This is a genomic window from Streptomyces sp. NPDC031418 (assembly GCF_055581605.1).
Genome location: NZ_JBVIJC010000019.1, coordinates 85,053 through 100,586, shown reverse-complemented (window position 1 = coordinate 100,586; position 15,534 = coordinate 85,053). Strand labels below are relative to the sequence as shown.

Genomic DNA, 15,534 nt, shown 5'->3' with positions numbered 1-15,534 from the left:
ACGCTGGTGTCAGGGTCAAGCACCGGCGCCGGCAGCGAGGGGCGAGCGGGCGCGCGGGCGGGCCGGCCTCGCTCTCCCCGCACGGCACCAAGTGCGCCATCGCGCGCCTGACTTGCACCGTAATCATCCCTTTGCGCCCCATCTCCCGGAGACGACAGGCCGGTTACCGTGGTGGGCGGAACGATCCGCCTGCACCGGGGGCGGACCCGGGCAGGCAAGGGGAGCGCACCGTGACGCGTCTGAGGGCCGGGGCGGTCACCGCCGTAGCCATGCTGGTCGCCGTGGCCGGCTGTACGTCGGGGCAGGACAAGGGGGCGCCCGGGCCGGGCCGGGGCGGGGGCGGCGGTGCCGCGCTGGCGGCGGCCGACGCGCTGCCCGTCAAGGCTCGCGCAGCCAAGACCGGTTACTCCCGGGCCCGGTTCGGCACGGCCTGGGCGGACACCGACGCCAACTCCTGCGACACCCGCGACGACATACTCAAACGCGACCTGAAGAACGTGCGGTTCAGCGGCGGCACCTGCAAGGTCACCTACGGGCTGCTGGACTCCGACCCCTACTCCGGCAAGGACATCACCTACCGGCGCGGCCGCAGCCAGGTCGACATCGACCATGTCGTCGCCCTGTCCGACGCCTGGCAGACGGGCGCCCGGTACTGGGACCCCGGCAAGCGCATCGCCCTGGCCAACGACCCGCTCAACCTCATAGCCGTCGACGCGAGCGCCAACCGCGGCAAGGGAGACGGCGACGCCGCCGACTGGCTCCCGCCCAACCCGGCCTACCGCTGCACCTATGTCGCCGCCCAGGTGGCCGTCAAGAAGAAGTACGGCCTGTGGGTGACCGCCCAGGAGAAGGCCGCCATGAAGAAGGTCCTCGCCGCCTGCCCGGACCAGAAACTGCCCACCGGCGGCAACCCCACCAAGGCCCCCGACCGCTTCCGGGCCCGCTGAACCCGCCGGAATTCACTGGCCGGGCCCCGCTCGCGCTGCCTACCGTGGCCGCCATGCACATCAAGGTGAGCAGCATCGCCGAGCGGCCCGACCGGCTGGCGGCGGTCCAGCGGATGGCCGACACCTGGCCCGAGTTCGTGACCAACGACCCCGTCGGCACGGCCCACTACGGCCGCATCCCCGTCGAACTGCCGGAATACGTGCTGTTCGCCGAGGACGAGCACGGCGACATCGTCGCCCACGCCTACAGCGTGCCCTTCGCCCTCGGCGTCGACGGCCGGCACACCCTGCCCGAGCGCGGCTGGGACCAGATCCTGCTCTGGGCCTTCGCCGACCTGCGCCGCGGCACCCGCCCGGACACGGTGAGCGCGATCTCGGTCACCGTCGCCCCGCACGCCCAGGGCCGGGGCCTGTCCGCCGTCCTGCTGTCGGCGATGCGCGAGGGCGCCCGCGACCGCGGCTTCCGCGAGGTCGTCGCGCCCGTCCGGCCCAGCGCCAAGCACCGGGAACCGCACACCCCGATCGCCGAGTACGCGCACCGCACCCGCCCGGACGGCCTGCCCGAGGACCCGTGGCTGCGCGTGCACGCGCGCGCGGGCGCCGTCATCGACTCCGTCGCCCCGGCGTCCATGACCGTCGGCGGCTCGCTCGCCGAGTGGCGCCGCTGGACCGGGCTGCCCTTCGACACCCCCGGAGACGTCGAGGTGCCCGGCGCGCTGGTCCCGGTCCGCTGCGAACCGGAGCGCGGTTACGCCGTCTATGTCGAGCCCAACGTGTGGATGCGGCACCCCCTGCGCTGACAGGGTGCCGCATCCATGGGGTCAGGCGGCTGCCTGGCCGCCCCGGGTCACGCGGACTTGGCGCCCTCGATCTTCTTGAGGGAGGCCAGGATCTCGGTGGCCAGCTTCTTCGCCGAGGCGGCCCCGTTGTCGCTGCCCGCCGTGGACAGCACGGTGACCACGGTCTTGCCGGAGCGGGCCGCGATCAGCGTGGTGCCGTTCTGCCAGGCGGCGCTCTTCTCGGTGAGGGTGTAGGCCTCGTCACCGAGGCCGGCCGTGGCCTTGCTGGTCACGTTGACCTTGGCGTGGGCGTCGGTGTCCGTGAAGGTGGCGCACTGGGTGGCGACCGACTGCACCGCCTTCATCACCGACTGGGCCGTGGTGCCGTCGAAGGCGTCGATCTCCTGCGCCAGGGTCTCGGTCTTGGCCTTGTTCGAGTAGTCGTTCTGGGCGAAGGAGCGGCCGCCCTGGAAGCCGGTCACCTGGATCCAGGACGTGCCCTCCAGCCGGGTGCAGTCCGGCTTGCCGGACTTCCGGGCGGCCTGGTCCTGGAGCTGGCCGCCGCTGTCCACGGCACCGTCGGACGCCATGGTGAAACCGGCGGGGAACGAGGACGCGGGCGCCAGGGCCTTCTTCAGCTGGGTACCGGTGAGCGGAGCGGCGGCGGCAGTCTTCGCCTTGCCCTGGCCGGCGCTCGCACCGGTGCCGGAGGACGAGCCGCCGGAGCAGGCGGAGAGAGCGAACGGCATCGCGGCGACGGCGAGCAGCGTGACGGCACGGGACGGGAGACGCATCGGGGTGTCCTTCGAGCGGTTCGGTGGTACGGGGGAGTGCGTACGGCATGCCGTACGGGCGCGGGGGGTGGGGGAAGGGGTGCCGGGCCGGGGCCCGGGGCCACAGGAGCATGACACAGGGCTGCGGTGCCCCTGCGAACCCCCTCCCAGAGCGGCGGCCGCCCCACTCGGGTGACCGCTCGTTCGCTGGGTCAATAAGATCAGAGCCTGTGAACCGAGTCAACACGGTTCACAGGGTTGGGTGTGTACACGGCGTGAATGCTTCGATCTTGCGTACGTCGGTATGCTCGGCGCACACATGGGACGAGGGGAGTGTGGCCGGTGCAGGACAGCGCGACAGAGGTGACCGCGGCCGGTATCGCGCGGCTCGCCGGAGTGGGCCGGGCCGCCGTCAGCAATTGGCGCCGCCGCCACGCCGACTTCCCCAAGCCCGTCGGCGGCACCGAGACCAGCCCTTCCTTCGCGCTCGCCGAGGTCGAGTCCTGGCTGCGCAGGCAGGGCAAGCTCGCCGAGGTCCCGCTGCGGGAACGCGTCTGGCAGCAGCTCGCCGGCCATCCGGAGGGTCCGGTGACGGCGCTGGTGCACGCCGGGTGCGCGCTGCTGCTGATCCATGAACGCCCCACCGTCTGGCTCGACGCGAGCGCCGGCTCCGACGAGCGTCTCGCGGCGATGCTGCCCGGCGCGCTGGAGCAGGTGCTGGCGCCGCGCTTCGGGGGTGCTGTGAACGCCGCATCGGGGAAAGCTGCTGTGAACGCCCCGCGCGATATGCAGGGTGTGAACGCCGTCTCGGCCCCTTTGGCTGTGAACCCCCTATCAGCCCCGCCGGCTGTGAACGCCCCGGCGACTGTTCACACCGCCCCCGCCGCCCCCGCCGTCCACGCCACCCCCGCCCTTCGCGTCCCCACCGGCCCCCAGCTCCTCCCCTCCGTCCCCCTCCTCCGGGGCGCCGCCGAGCTGGCCGCGGAGACGGGGGCGCGGCAGGCCTTCGAGTTCCTGCTGGGCCGGCACCTGGACGCCAACCCGCGGCAGTACACGCTGACCCCGGCCGAGCTGGCCCGGCTCATGGCGGACCTGGCCGGTCCCGCCCGTACCGTGCTGGACCCGGCCTGCGGCACCGGCGCCCTGCTGCGTGCCGTGGACGTCCGCCCCGACCAGGAGCTGTACGCCCAGGACAGCGCAGCCGACCTGGCCGCGCTCACCGCGCTGCGGCTCGCGCTGCACTCCCGGGCCGCCGTGCGCGGGGCCGCCGGTGACACGCTGCGCGCCGACGCCTACCCGGAGCTGCGCGCGGACGCCGTGCTGTGCCATCCGCCGTTCAACGAGCGCAACTGGGGCCACGACGAACTCGCCTACGACCCCCGCTGGGAGTACGGCTTCCCGGCCCGCACCGAGTCCGAGCTGGCCTGGGTGCAGCACGCGCTGGCCCGGCTCGCCGACGGCGGCAGCGCCGTACTGCTGATGCCGCCGGCCGCCGCGTCCCGCCGTTCCGGGCGCCGGATCCGGGCGGACCTGCTGCGCCGGGGCGCGCTCAGGGCCGTCGTCGCGCTGCCGGTCGGGGCGGCACCGCCGTACAACATCCCGCTGCACCTGTGGGTGCTGCGCCGGCCCGACCGGCTGCCGGCGGCGCCCGAGGTGCTGCTCGTGGACTCGGGGAGGTTCGCCGGGGAGGGGCGCGGCGGCCCGGACTGGGAGGCGGTGCGCGAGGCCGTGCTGGACGCGTGGCGGACCTTCGCGCGCGCGGGGCGGCTGGAGGAGCGTCCGGGGCTGGCCCGTTCCGTGCCGGTCATCGAACTCCTCGACGACGACGTGGACCTCGCCCCCGCCCGCCATCTGCCGCCGGTGGTGGCGGACGGCGCGGAGCAGCTCGCGGCGGTGCGCGAGCGCCTCGGCGAGACCCTGCGCCTGACCACCGACCTCACCCCGCCCCCGGCCGATCCGGCGCCGCCCGCGCGGTGGCCGCTCACCACCATCGGCGAACTCGCGCGCGGGGGCGCACTGGTGATGCGCACCGGCGGAAACGGCGGCCACGCGCGCGTGCCGGTGCTCACCGACCATGACGTGCTCGCGGGATCGGCGCCCTCGGGAACGCTGCCCGAGAGCGACGAGGAGGCCGTGCTGACCGAGCCCGGCGACGTCGTCGTACCGGTGCTGGGCGGCGGCTCGGTGGCGCGGGTGATCGACGAGGCGACGGGGGGCGCCGCCCTGGGGCGCAACCTCGTGCTGCTGCGCCCGGACCGCACGGCGCTCGATCCGTGGTTCCTGGCCGGGTTCCTGCGCGGTACCGCGAACAACCGCCAGGCCAGCAGTTATGCGTCCACCGCGACCCGGCTGGATGTGCGCCGGCTCCAGCTGCCCCGGCTCCCGCTGGACGAACAACGGCGCTACGGGGCGCGGTTCCGGGCGCTCGACGAGTTCGAGCGGGCGCTGCGGCACGCGAGCCGGCTCGGGGAGCAGCTGGTGCGCGGGATGTACGACGGGCTCACCGACGGCACGGTCGCGCCCGACTGAGCCCTGACCGGCCGTTCCGCCGTGGGAGCCCCGGACAGAGCCCCGGACAACGGTTCGGTACAACGCGGACCGGTTGTCCGTGTCGGGCCATATGCTCGAAGCGACAATCGCACGACCGGCGTTGCCCGCCCGCGCGGCCCGCGCCGGCGGAACCGCACGCCCGCTGAAGGCAACAGGAGCAGCCATGCAAGGCCACGGCCTCGGACAGCCGGTGAAACAGCCGCCGCACACCGCGTGGCTGGTCATCCTGCGTGTGCTGTTCGTCGGGCTCGGCATCCTCAGCATCGGCTTCCTGTCCTGGGCGATGCTGCTGCGGCTGGCGATCGTCACGCGCCGGGTGCTGGACTGGTGTCTGTTCGGGGCCGTCCTGGTCACCGACATCGTCAGCACCGCGCTGATAGGCAGCGAACCCGGCGACGAGATCACCACCGTCCGGGGCAACGCGGGCATGATCCTCCTGCTGGGCACCCTGGTGGGCACGATCGCGTACTACCTGGCGGCGGAGATCCGCCACTACGGGCTGTGGCAGGAGGCGTACGCGGCACAGCGGCCGGCGCAGGCGTACGGCTACCCGGGCCCGACGGTCCCGACGGTCCCGTACCTCGCGCCGGGCGTTCCCGCTGCTCCGGCTCCGCCGGTCACGCCGCCCGTGCCGGTGGGACCCGCAGCACCGGTAGGCCCCGTGGGCCCGGTGGCCCCCGTGCCCGGGCCGCCGCAGCGTCCGGCCCCCGCGCGGATCGACCAGGTGCGGGCCGAGCTGGACGAGCTGAGCGACTATCTGCGCAAGCACGACAGCCGCCCCGAGGGCCACCCCGAGGGCGGACGGTGAGCGTGGCGACCGGACGTGTCGTCGCCGGCCGGTACGAGCTGTCCACGCTCATCGGGCAGGGCGGCATGGGCCAGGTGTGGACGGCGTACGACCAGCGGCTGGACCGGCGCGTGGCGGTGAAGCTGCTGCGCCCGGACAAGGTGGCGGGCCAGGAGGCGGACGAGCTGCGCCGCCGGTTCGTGCGCGAGTGCCGGGTCACCGCGCAGGTCGACCATCCGGGCCTGGTCACGGTGCATGACGCGGGCAGCGAGGGCGAGGAGCTGTTCCTCGTCATGCAGTACGTCGACGGCGCCGACCTGTCCGACCATCTCGCCGAGCACGACCCGTACCCGTGGCAGTGGACGGTCGCGGTGGCCGCGCAACTGTGCGCTGTGCTGAGCGCCGTGCACGCCGTGCCGATCGTCCACCGGGACCTCAAGCCGCGCAATGTGATGGTGAAGCAGGACGGCACGGTCACCGTCCTGGACCTCGGCGTGGCCTCGGTCATGGACACCGACACCACCCGGCTGACCCACACCGGCTCGCCGATCGGCTCGCCCGCCTACATGGCGCCCGAGCAGGCGATGGGCGGCGCGGTCGGCCCGTACACCGACCTGTACGCGCTCGGTGTGCTGATGCACGAACTGCTCAGCGGTGACGTGCCGTTCGTGGGCTCCACGGCGCTGGGCGTGCTGCACCGGCACCTGTACGAGCCCCCGCTGCCGGTACGCCGGATCCGCCCCGAGGTCCCCGAGGCGCTCGAGACCCTGGTGCTGCGCCTGCTCGCCAAGGACCCGCAGCACCGGCCGGCGTCCGCGCAGGAGGTGTACGAGGACCTGGAGCGGCTGCTGCCCGCGCGCGGGACCCCCACCGGGGCGCCGCTGGACCCCACCCGCCCCTTCCTGCGCCCGCACGCCCCCTGGCCGGACCGTGCGCGGACCCCCGCGCCGCAGCCCGCCCCGGTGGCCCCGGCGCCCGCGGCGGCCGGCAAGCCCGATGTCGCCGCCGCCGTGGACGAGGTCAAGCGGCTGCTGGGGGAGGGGCGCATCACCCAGGCCGTGGACATCCTGGGCGCGATCCTGCCCGCCGCCGCCGAACAGCACGGCGAGCACTCCCCGGTCGTCCGCACGCTGCGCAAGCAGTACGCCGCGACGCTCATGGACGACGGCCAGTACCGGCGCGCACTGCCCGAACTGCGCCGGCTCGCCGACGAACGCGCCGCCGAGGCCGGCCAGGCCGACCCGCAGTCGCTGCGCTTCCGCTACGAGGCCGCGCAGTGCCTGGAGCAGCTGGGCGAGCCGGCGGCGGCGCTCGCCGAGTACCGCGCGCTGCTGCCGTACTACGAGAACCAGTACGTCTCCGGTGATCCGCAGCTCGCCCACGAGGTCCGGCGCCGCATCGGCCATCTGCTGCTCGCCCTCGGCGACCGGCCCTCGGCGCACGAGACGCTCGCGCGCCTGCTGATGGACGTGGAGCGCCTCCAGGGCCCCGCCCACCCGCTGGCCGCGGACATCCGCCGCACCCTCCAGTGGCTCGGACAGGTGCGCGGCTAGTTCCGGCCTCCGCGGGTGGTGCGGCTGGTTCCAGCCTTCTCGGGCGATTCGGTGCCCGAAGTCGTGGTGAATCGTTGGTCGAATGGGTTGGCCGGAGCAGTGCCGCTGCCTACCATCGATCACCGCAAGACTTTGTGCACCGTCGCACAATCTCCCCTTGGAGGTTTCCTTGCACCGCCGCCGTCGCACCGCGCTCGTCCTCACCGCCGCGATCGCCGCCGCGGCGCCCCTCCTGACCGCCTGCGGAAACGATGCGCATCCGGGCGCGGCCGCCGTCGTCGGAGGACAGCGGATCACCGTCGCCCAGCTGGAGAGCCGCGTCAACGAGGTCCGCCGGGCACAGCGGGCCGCGGTGCCGGACGAGAGCCAGTACCAGCAGGTTCTCGCCTCCACCAGCAGCCTCACCCGGGACACCCTGCACAACATGGTGCTCGACCGGGTGCTGCACCGGGCCGCGCAGGACGAGGGCGTCACGGTCACCCCCAAGGAGCTCCAGCAGCTGCGCACCGGGCTGGAGCAGCAGGCGGGCGGCGCCAAGGGGCTGGAGACGGCCTGGCTCCAGAAGTACGGCATCGCGCCGGCCCGTCTCGACGACAATCTGCGGCTCCGGCTGGAGGCGCAGAAGCTCGGCGCCAAGCTCGGCACCGACGCCTCCCAGCCCGCCTTCTGGAAGGCCCTGGCCAAGGCGTCCGCGGAACTCCACGTCGACCTCAACCCGCGCTACGGCGCCTGGGACGTGCAGAAGAGCAGCCGGGTGGACGCGAAGACGCCCTGGGTGCGGGAGGTCACCGAGGTGTCGGGCGGACAGCCGCTCACGGCGTAGGACGCGGCCGAGGAGCCGCGGAGGAGCCGCGGAGGAGCCGCGGAGGACCACCAGCCGGTCATACGATCACAGGATCCCTTCGCCCTGTGGATAACCGGATCCGCTCGGGTTCCGCGGTGGGTTACGTTCGGATCGTGAACGAATCCATCCGCGAAGCCACCGGCACCGGCCCCGCCGCCGACCCCGCGGGGTCCGCCGGCCCCGGTCGCGTCGTCCTGCTCACCACCAGCCACCGGGTCGCCCCCGGCCTGCTGTCCTGGCCCGCCTGGCAGGCCCTGCACGCCGCCGACGCCGTGCTCTGCGCGGACGGCGCGCATCCGCAGCTGCCCTATCTGCGGGAGGCCGGGATAGCGGTGGCCGAGGCCGCCCCCACCGCACAGGAGCTGGTCGACGCCTGTGCGGGTGGGCGGACGGTGGTGGTCGTGGCGACCGGCGAGGGCGAGCCCGCGCTCACCGACGGCCTGGCCCGGCTGGCCGGCTCCGGCCGTGTCGCCATGCCGGAGCTGGAGCTGCTGCCCGCCTCCTACGACCTGCCGGGCGCGCGCGTGCTCGACCTCGTCCAGGTGATGGACCAGATCCGGGCCGAGTGCCCGTGGTCCTCCCGGCAGACCCACGAGGGCCTGGCCAAGCACGGCATCGAGGAGATGTACGAGCTGGTCGAGGCGATCGAGGCCGGGGACCGGGTGGAGCTGCGCGAGGAGCTGGGCGACGTGCTGCTCCAGGTGGTCTTCCACTCCCGGATCGCCGAGGAGCACCCGGACGCGCCGTTCTCCATCGACGACGTGGCCGGCGGCATCGTCGCCAAGCTGATCCACCGCCACCCGCATGTCTTCGGCGACGAGAAGGCCGAGACCCCGGAGGACGTCAAGGCGCACTGGCTGCGCACCAAGGCCGAGGAGAAGCAGCGCGACTCGGTCACCGAGGGCGTCCCGCTCGGCCAGCCCGGCCTGGCCCTCGCCGCCAAGCTCGCCTCCCGCGCCCGCACGGCCGGCCTGGACGTCCCGCTGCCCACGGGCGAGGGCGTCGGCTATGAACTCCTCGCCCTGGCCGCCCACGCCGAGGCGAACGGCACCGACCCGGAGGCGGCCCTGCGCGCGGCGGCCCGCGTCTACCGCGACGCGATACGGGCGGCGGAGGGACTGCCGGAGGAGAAGGCGTAACAGGCACGAGAAGGTGCAACAAGGGGAGAAGGCGTACCAGGGGAGAAGGCGTCACAAGGGGGAGGCGCGAGGGGAAGGGGGCGCAGCCGGATACCGTCGAGAGGTGACCGAGCTGCCCCACCCCCCGACCACCCCCGACGCCACCCCCGGCACCCCCGGACCCGTCCCCCCTCCCGCCCCTCCCGCCCTCTTCAGCTGGGAGTTCGCCGCCGACCCCTACCCCGCCTACGCGTGGCTGCGGGAGCACGCGCCGGTGCGGTGGACCCGGTTGCCCAGCGGGGTCGAGGCCTGGCTGGTCACCCGGTACGCCGATGCCAAGCAGGCCCTCGCCGACCAGCGGCTCAGCAAGAACCCGGCGCACCACGACGAGCCCGCGCACGCCAAGGGGAAGACCGGTATCCCCGGGGAGCGCAAGGCCGAGCTGATGACGCACCTGCTGAACATCGACCCGCCGGACCACACGCGGCTGCGCCGGCTGGTGAGCAAGGCGTTCACGCCCCGCCGGGTCGCCGAGTTCGCGCCCCGGGTGCAGGAGCTGACCGACCGCCTCATCGACGGGTTCGCGGCCCGGGGCTCGGCCGACCTCATCCACGAGTTCGCCTTCCCGCTGCCCATCTACGCCATCTGTGACCTGCTCGGTGTCCCGCGCGAGGACCAGGACGACTTCCGGGACTGGGCGGGGATGATGATCCGGCACGGCGGCGGACCCCGGGGCGGGGTCGCGCGGTCCGTCAAGAAGATGCGCGGCTACCTCGCCGAGCTGATCCACAAGAAGCGCGCGGCGCTGCCCGCGGAGCCGGTGCCCGGCGAGGACCTCATCTCCGGTCTCATCCGCGCCTCCGACCACGGCGAGCACCTCACCGAGAACGAGGCCGCGGCGATGGCGTTCATCCTGCTGTTCGCCGGTTTCGAGACGACCGTCAACCTCATCGGCAACGGCACCTACGCGCTGCTCACCCACCCCGGCCAGCGGACCCGGCTCCAGGCGTCCCTGGCCCGCGGCGAACGGGACCTGCTGGAGACCGGTGTCGAGGAGCTGCTGCGCTTCGACGGCCCGGTGGAGCTGGCCACCTGGCGGTTCGCGACCGAGCCGCTGACCATCGGCGGCCAGGACATCGCCCCCGGCGACCCGGTGCTCGTGGTGCTCGCCGCCGCCGACCGGGACCCGGAGCGGTTCGCCGACCCGGACGTGCTGGACCTCGGCCGACGGGACAACCAGCACCTCGGCTACGGCCACGGCATCCACTACTGCCTGGGCGCCCCGCTCGCCCGGCTGGAGGGCCAGAGCGCGCTCGCCACGCTGTTCACCCGCCTGCCCGACCTGCGGCTCGCGGCCGATCCGGCCGAGCTGCGCTGGCGCGGCGGGCTCATCATGCGGGGCCTGCGCACCCTGCCGGTGGAGTTCACGCCGCGCGCCTGAACACCGGCCGACCCGATACCCCGCGGGGCGAGGTGACACACCATCAGCTCTGTGATCTTCACGTGATCTGCGCGGCATGAACTTGTGACAAGTGATCGTTGCCGATACGTTCACCCATCAGCGTGGCGCCCCGCACCAACCGCCACGCCGCTCCTGTTGTCGCACGAAAGGCTTCCGCATGCTCTCCGGGAACGGTCGTCACCGTCGCCCCCGTCAGGCTCCGGCCCTCCTCGTCGCGGCCGGAGTGACCGGCTCCGCCATCGCGATCCCGCTCCTCGGCGCCGCGAGCGCCAACGCGGCCGACGGAACCACCTGGGACAAGGTCGCCGAGTGCGAGAGCGGCGGCTCCTGGAGCGCGAACACCGGCAACGGGTACTACGGCGGTCTCCAGATATCCCAGGACGACTGGGCCAAATACGGCGGCACGCGCTACGCCAGCAGCCCCGACCAGGCGAGCCGTTCGCAGCAGATCGCGGTCGCCGAGAAGATCCTCGCCGACAAGGGCACCACGCCCTGGGCCACCTGCGCCCTGCTGTCCGGGCTGACCGCGAACTCCGGCTCGGTGGACGTCGACACGGGCGTCGGCGGCTCCGGTGGCTCCGGCGGCACGGGTGACGCGTCCGGTTCCACGGACAGCTCCGGTTCGTCCGGCTCGTCGGATTCGGGTACGTCGTCCGACCCGACGACGGGCTCGACGGGCTCGACCGGTTCGGCGGACTCGACGGGCTCGGCTTCCGGTTCCGGCACGGACAGCGGCACCGGCTCCGGCGGCGCCGGCTCCTCCGGCCCCTCCACCTCGACCCAGGACCCCGCCTCGACCCCCTCCTCGGGTACGGGCAAGGGTTCCGGCGCGCACCACGGCAAGGCGCACGGCTCCACCCCGAGCGGCACCCCGAAGCCGGGCACCTCCGCGCCGACCGGCAGCCAGAACCCCAAGGAAAGCGACACTTCCACCCCGGACGCGCCGGAAGCGGACGATCCGGACCCGACCCAGCAGAGCGCCGGCTCCTGGAGCCTGGTGGACACCGGTTCGCTCGGCAGTGGCGGGCGTCACCGTGGGGACAGTGCGGACGAAAGCGTGACAAACGATCAGAACGACGCCGCTTCGGGCCGCCATGCCTCCCGTCGGCCGGAGACTTACACCGTGCGCGCGGGGGACTCTCTCACCTCCATTGCGGACTCCCTTGGGGTCGACGGCGGATGGCATGCCCTCTACGCCGAGAACCAGAAGTCCATCGGGTCCGACCCGAACGACATCAGTGCCGGTCAGACGCTGAAAGTCGGTACCGAAACGGGCGTAAATTAGGGCCAGTTGACGCCCCGCTTGATCGCTAATGTCCGTTTTGGCGAAAGTGTGGGATGAGTCTCAGAAGCCCTGATCGTCTTTGAAATTCCGCCGATCGCGTGTCTACGGTCAGGACCGCTCGCCACCGCGAGCCCCGGCGGTCGCAACGCCGAATCCTGCCAGCGGCCACCCGGGAACAGTCGTCGCTTCGAGCGCCGCAGGCAGGAGCGGGGGAACCAAGGTAGGTGCCGTGACCGGCCGTTGAGGCCGGAACCGGCTTGGGGTGAAGCCGCGCCCCGCGCAAGCGGAGTGCGGCCGGGCAACTCAACCGGCCCGAACCCGACAGCTCACCTCGCAGGCGTCGGTGAGGGGATGATCCATGCTGTTTTCCGGCAAGGGCAAGCACCGTCGTCCGTCCAAGGCCGTCCGCGCCGTCGCACTCGCCGGTGTCGCCGGTGCCGCCGTCGCCGCCCCGCTGATGGCGGCCGGCAACGCCTCCGCCGCCACCGCCTCCCAGTGGGACGCCGTCGCCCAGTGCGAGTCCGGCGGCAACTGGGCCATCAACACCGGCAACGGCTTCTACGGCGGTCTCCAGTTCTCCGCCTCCACCTGGGCCGCGTACGGCGGCACCGCCTACGCCTCGACCGCCGACAAGGCCAGCAAGGCGCAGCAGATCTCCGTCGCCGAGAAGGTCCTCGCCGCGCAGGGCAAGGGCGCCTGGCCGGTCTGCGGCACGGGCCTGACGAGCACGCCGTACAACGGCTCCGCCCCGGCCGGCGGCTCCACGACCAAGAGCACCGGCTCCACGACCAAGAGCACCGGCACCACCAGCCGCTCCACCGACGGGCAGGCCGCCACCCGCTCCACCCAGCGCACCACCCCGTCCCCGAGCAAGACCGTGACCACGCCGACCGGCAAGAAGGTCAAGAAGGGCGACGGCGAGTACAAGGTCGTCGCGGGCGACACCCTCAGCACCATCGCCGAGAAGCACCACGTCCAGGGCGGCTGGAAGAAGCTGTTCGACCTGAACAAGGACATCGTCACGGACGCCGACCTGATCTACCCGGGCCAGCAGCTGCACCTGAAGTGACCCGCGGCCCCGCGCAGAGCCACAGCGCCCTCACCACCGGGCCCCCCACACTCGTCGCCGAGTGAAGCCCCGGTGAGGGCCGACCCCCCGTCCCCGCGGGCCCCCCGCCCCGGCGCGTTCTCCCCCGTACGCGCCGGGGCGGGGCTTTTCCATGACCGGCCCTCGGCCACTCCGGGCCGGCCCGGCTCTTTGCCGAGCCGTCGTCCTCTTTGCCGAGCCGTCGTCCGCTGTTCTTCCGCACCCCCCTTTGTTCCGACGGTGAACAATGGGTACCGTCTGCGTGTCCTTCCCCGTCCACGGGCCGGTCGGTCGGCTGGCCGATGGCCCTGGGGCGGTTAGGCTCTAGTCGCAAGGCACAGCCGTAAGGCAGACCGCCCCGCACTTCCAGCGTCACATCCAAGAAGGAGATGCTCGTGCCGTCCATCGACGTCGTCGTAGCCCGGGAAATCCTGGACTCCCGAGGCAACCCCACGGTCGAGGTCGAGGTCGGCCTCGACGACGGCAGCACGGGTCGTGCCGCCGTCCCGTCCGGCGCCTCGACCGGCGCCTTCGAGGCCATCGAGCTCCGCGACGGCGACCCGAACCGCTACCTGGGCAAGGGTGTCGAGAAGGCCGTCCTGGCCGTCATCGAGCAGATCGGCCCCGAGCTGGTCGGCTACGACGCCACCGAGCAGCGCCTGATCGACCAGGCCATGTTCGACCTGGACGCCACCGACAACAAGGGCTCCCTCGGCGCCAACGCCATCCTCGGCGTCTCCCTCGCCGTCGCCCACGCCGCCTCCGAGGCCAGCGACCTCCCCCTCTTCCGCTACCTGGGCGGCCCGAACGCGCACCTGCTGCCGGTGCCGATGATGAACATCCTGAACGGCGGCTCGCACGCCGACTCCAACGTGGACATCCAGGAGTTCATGATCGCCCCGATCGGCGCGGAGTCCTTCTCCGAGGCCCTGCGCTGGGGTGCCGAGGTCTACCACACCCTGAAGAAGGTCCTGAAGAACAAGGGCCTGGCCACCGGCCTCGGCGACGAGGGCGGCTTCGCCCCGAACCTCGGCTCCAACCGTGAGGCCCTGGACCTCATCCTGGAGGCGATCAAGGAGGCCGGCTACACCCCCGGCGAGCAGATCGCCCTCGCCCTCGACGTGGCCGCGTCCGAGTTCTACAAGGACGGCTCCTACGTCTTCGAGGGCAAGAACCGCTCGGCCGCCGAGATGACCGAGTACTACGCCGAGCTGGTCGAGGCGTACCCGCTGGTCTCCATCGAGGACCCGCTGTTCGAGGACGACTGGGACGGCTGGAAGACCATCACCGACAAGCTCGGTGACAAGGTCCAGCTGGTCGGCGACGACCTGTTCGTCACCAACCCCGAGCGCCTCGCCCGCGGCATCGAGGAGGGCACCGCCAACGCCCTGCTGGTCAAGGTCAACCAGATCGGCTCGCTGACCGAGACCCTGGACGCCGTCGAGCTGGCCCAGCGCAACGGCTTCAAGTGCATGATGTCCCACCGCTCCGGCGAGACCGAGGACGTCACCATCGCCGACCTGGCCGTCGCCACCAACTGCGGCCAGATCAAGACCGGTGCCCCGGCCCGCTCCGAGCGCGTCGCCAAGTACAACCAGCTGCTGCGCATCGAGGAGATCCTCGACGACGCCGCGGTGTACGCCGGCCGCAGCGCCTTCCCGCGCTTCAAGGGCTGAGCCGGCAGACAGCCGAGCCGGCAGAGGGCTGAGCCAGTAGGGGCTAAGTCCTCGCCAGTCGTACGTACGTCCCCGTACCCGGTCCCGTACCGTGTCCGGGGACGTACGCACGTGTGCGAGCAGCAGGCGACAGACAAGGGGAGGCGGTACGCCAGATGGCCGTGAAGGACCGGGACCGTTTCTCCACCGCGACCAGGCTGCGGCTGCTCGGCGAGCAGACCGCGGCCCGGGTCTACCGCTCCCAGACCAAACGGCAGGCCCGCCGCTCCCGGCTCACCGGACGGGCGGCGCTGCTCGCGCTGGTGCTGTGCTCGCTGATCGTCGCCCTCGCGTACCCGATGCGGCAGTACGTCTCCCAGCGCGCCCAGATCTCCGACCTCCAGCGGCAGCAGGAACAGGCGCGCGAGCGCGTGGAGCAGCTGCGCGACCTCAAGGCGCGCTGGCAGGACGACTCCTACGCCGAGCAGCAGATCCGGCGGCGGCTGCACTACGTGATGCCCGGCGAGACCGGGTACGTGGTGGTCGACCCCGGCGCGGCCCGGCAGTCCCGCACCGACCTGCGCGCCGCCCACCGGCCCTGGTACGCGAACGTCTGGGACGGGATCGACAAGTCCGACGCCTCCGACCAGTGACCGGTACCGTCGGCTGAGCAGCAGCCTCGGCCATCGGCCGG

At 72.8% G+C, this 15,534-nt stretch carries 13 protein-coding genes and 1 riboswitch; of the genes, 12 read left to right on the top strand and 1 reads right to left on the bottom strand.

What is annotated here, in order from left to right; genetic code table 11:
• Positions 1–269 precede the first annotated feature (269 nt).
• Together ACZ5CZ_RS27000 and ACZ5CZ_RS26995 are read left to right on the top strand one after the other, a co-directional pair.
• Positions 270–947 carry an HNH endonuclease family protein gene (locus ACZ5CZ_RS27000; protein WP_385845056.1) on the top strand — a complete coding sequence of 226 codons (678 nt, stop codon included), beginning with the start codon at positions 270–272 and terminating at the stop codon, positions 945–947.
• A 53-nt stretch (positions 948–1,000) separates the two neighbouring features.
• Positions 1,001–1,747, top strand: coding sequence for a GNAT family N-acetyltransferase (locus ACZ5CZ_RS26995; RefSeq protein WP_385844910.1), 747 nt, complete (start codon positions 1,001–1,003; stop codon positions 1,745–1,747).
• 47 nt (positions 1,748–1,794) lie between these two features.
• Here the strand turns inward: ACZ5CZ_RS26995 and ACZ5CZ_RS26990 are convergent, their stop codons facing one another.
• Positions 1,795–2,520, bottom strand: coding sequence for a hypothetical protein (locus ACZ5CZ_RS26990; protein WP_468946736.1), 726 nt, complete (start codon positions 2,518–2,520; stop codon positions 1,795–1,797).
• A gap of 321 nt (positions 2,521–2,841) precedes the next feature.
• On the opposite strand from ACZ5CZ_RS26990, the gene ACZ5CZ_RS26985 reads away from it, so the two are divergent.
• From ACZ5CZ_RS26985 to ACZ5CZ_RS26940, 10 genes are all read left to right on the top strand, one after another.
• A complete protein-coding gene (locus ACZ5CZ_RS26985; protein WP_468946733.1) occupies positions 2,842–5,028 on the top strand; it encodes an N-6 DNA methylase in 2,187 nt (728 codons plus the stop codon).
• Between the two features lie 184 nt (positions 5,029–5,212).
• A complete protein-coding gene (locus ACZ5CZ_RS26980; protein ID WP_468946731.1) occupies positions 5,213–5,857 on the top strand; it encodes a hypothetical protein in 645 nt (214 codons plus the stop codon).
• 38 nt (positions 5,858–5,895) lie between these two features.
• A complete protein-coding gene (locus ACZ5CZ_RS26975) occupies positions 5,896–7,389 on the top strand; it encodes a serine/threonine-protein kinase (protein ID WP_385845054.1) in 1,494 nt (497 codons plus the stop codon).
• Between the two features lie 169 nt (positions 7,390–7,558).
• Complete coding sequence (locus tag ACZ5CZ_RS26970; RefSeq protein ID WP_385845053.1) at positions 7,559–8,212, top strand: SurA N-terminal domain-containing protein; 654 nt, start codon at positions 7,559–7,561, stop codon at positions 8,210–8,212.
• A 134-nt stretch (positions 8,213–8,346) separates the two neighbouring features.
• A complete protein-coding gene (locus tag ACZ5CZ_RS26965) occupies positions 8,347–9,372 on the top strand; it encodes a nucleoside triphosphate pyrophosphohydrolase (protein ID WP_385844905.1) in 1,026 nt (341 codons plus the stop codon).
• A gap of 103 nt (positions 9,373–9,475) precedes the next feature.
• Positions 9,476–10,792, top strand: a complete 1,317-nt coding sequence (locus tag ACZ5CZ_RS26960; RefSeq protein WP_468946727.1) for a cytochrome P450 family protein — start codon at positions 9,476–9,478, stop codon at positions 10,790–10,792.
• Between the two features lie 178 nt (positions 10,793–10,970).
• The gene (locus ACZ5CZ_RS26955; protein WP_468946725.1) at positions 10,971–12,098 is read left to right on the top strand and encodes a transglycosylase family protein; all 1,128 of its coding nucleotides are present in this window, start codon (positions 10,971–10,973) and stop codon (positions 12,096–12,098) included.
• A 182-nt stretch (positions 12,099–12,280) separates the two neighbouring features.
• Positions 12,281–12,453, top strand: a riboswitch (cyclic di-AMP (ydaO/yuaA leader).
• Positions 12,454–12,456: 3 nt separating this feature from the next.
• Positions 12,457–13,167, top strand: a complete 711-nt coding sequence (locus ACZ5CZ_RS26950) for a transglycosylase family protein (RefSeq protein WP_450790686.1) — start codon at positions 12,457–12,459, stop codon at positions 13,165–13,167.
• Between the two features lie 413 nt (positions 13,168–13,580).
• Positions 13,581–14,861 carry a phosphopyruvate hydratase gene (gene eno, locus ACZ5CZ_RS26945; RefSeq protein WP_385844899.1) on the top strand — a complete coding sequence of 427 codons (1,281 nt, stop codon included), beginning with the start codon at positions 13,581–13,583 and terminating at the stop codon, positions 14,859–14,861.
• Positions 14,862–15,016: 155 nt separating this feature from the next.
• On the top strand, positions 15,017–15,493 hold the full coding sequence (locus ACZ5CZ_RS26940; RefSeq protein WP_385844897.1) for an FtsB family cell division protein: 477 nt from the start codon (positions 15,017–15,019) through the stop codon (positions 15,491–15,493).
• The last annotated feature ends 41 nt before the right edge of the window (positions 15,494–15,534 follow it).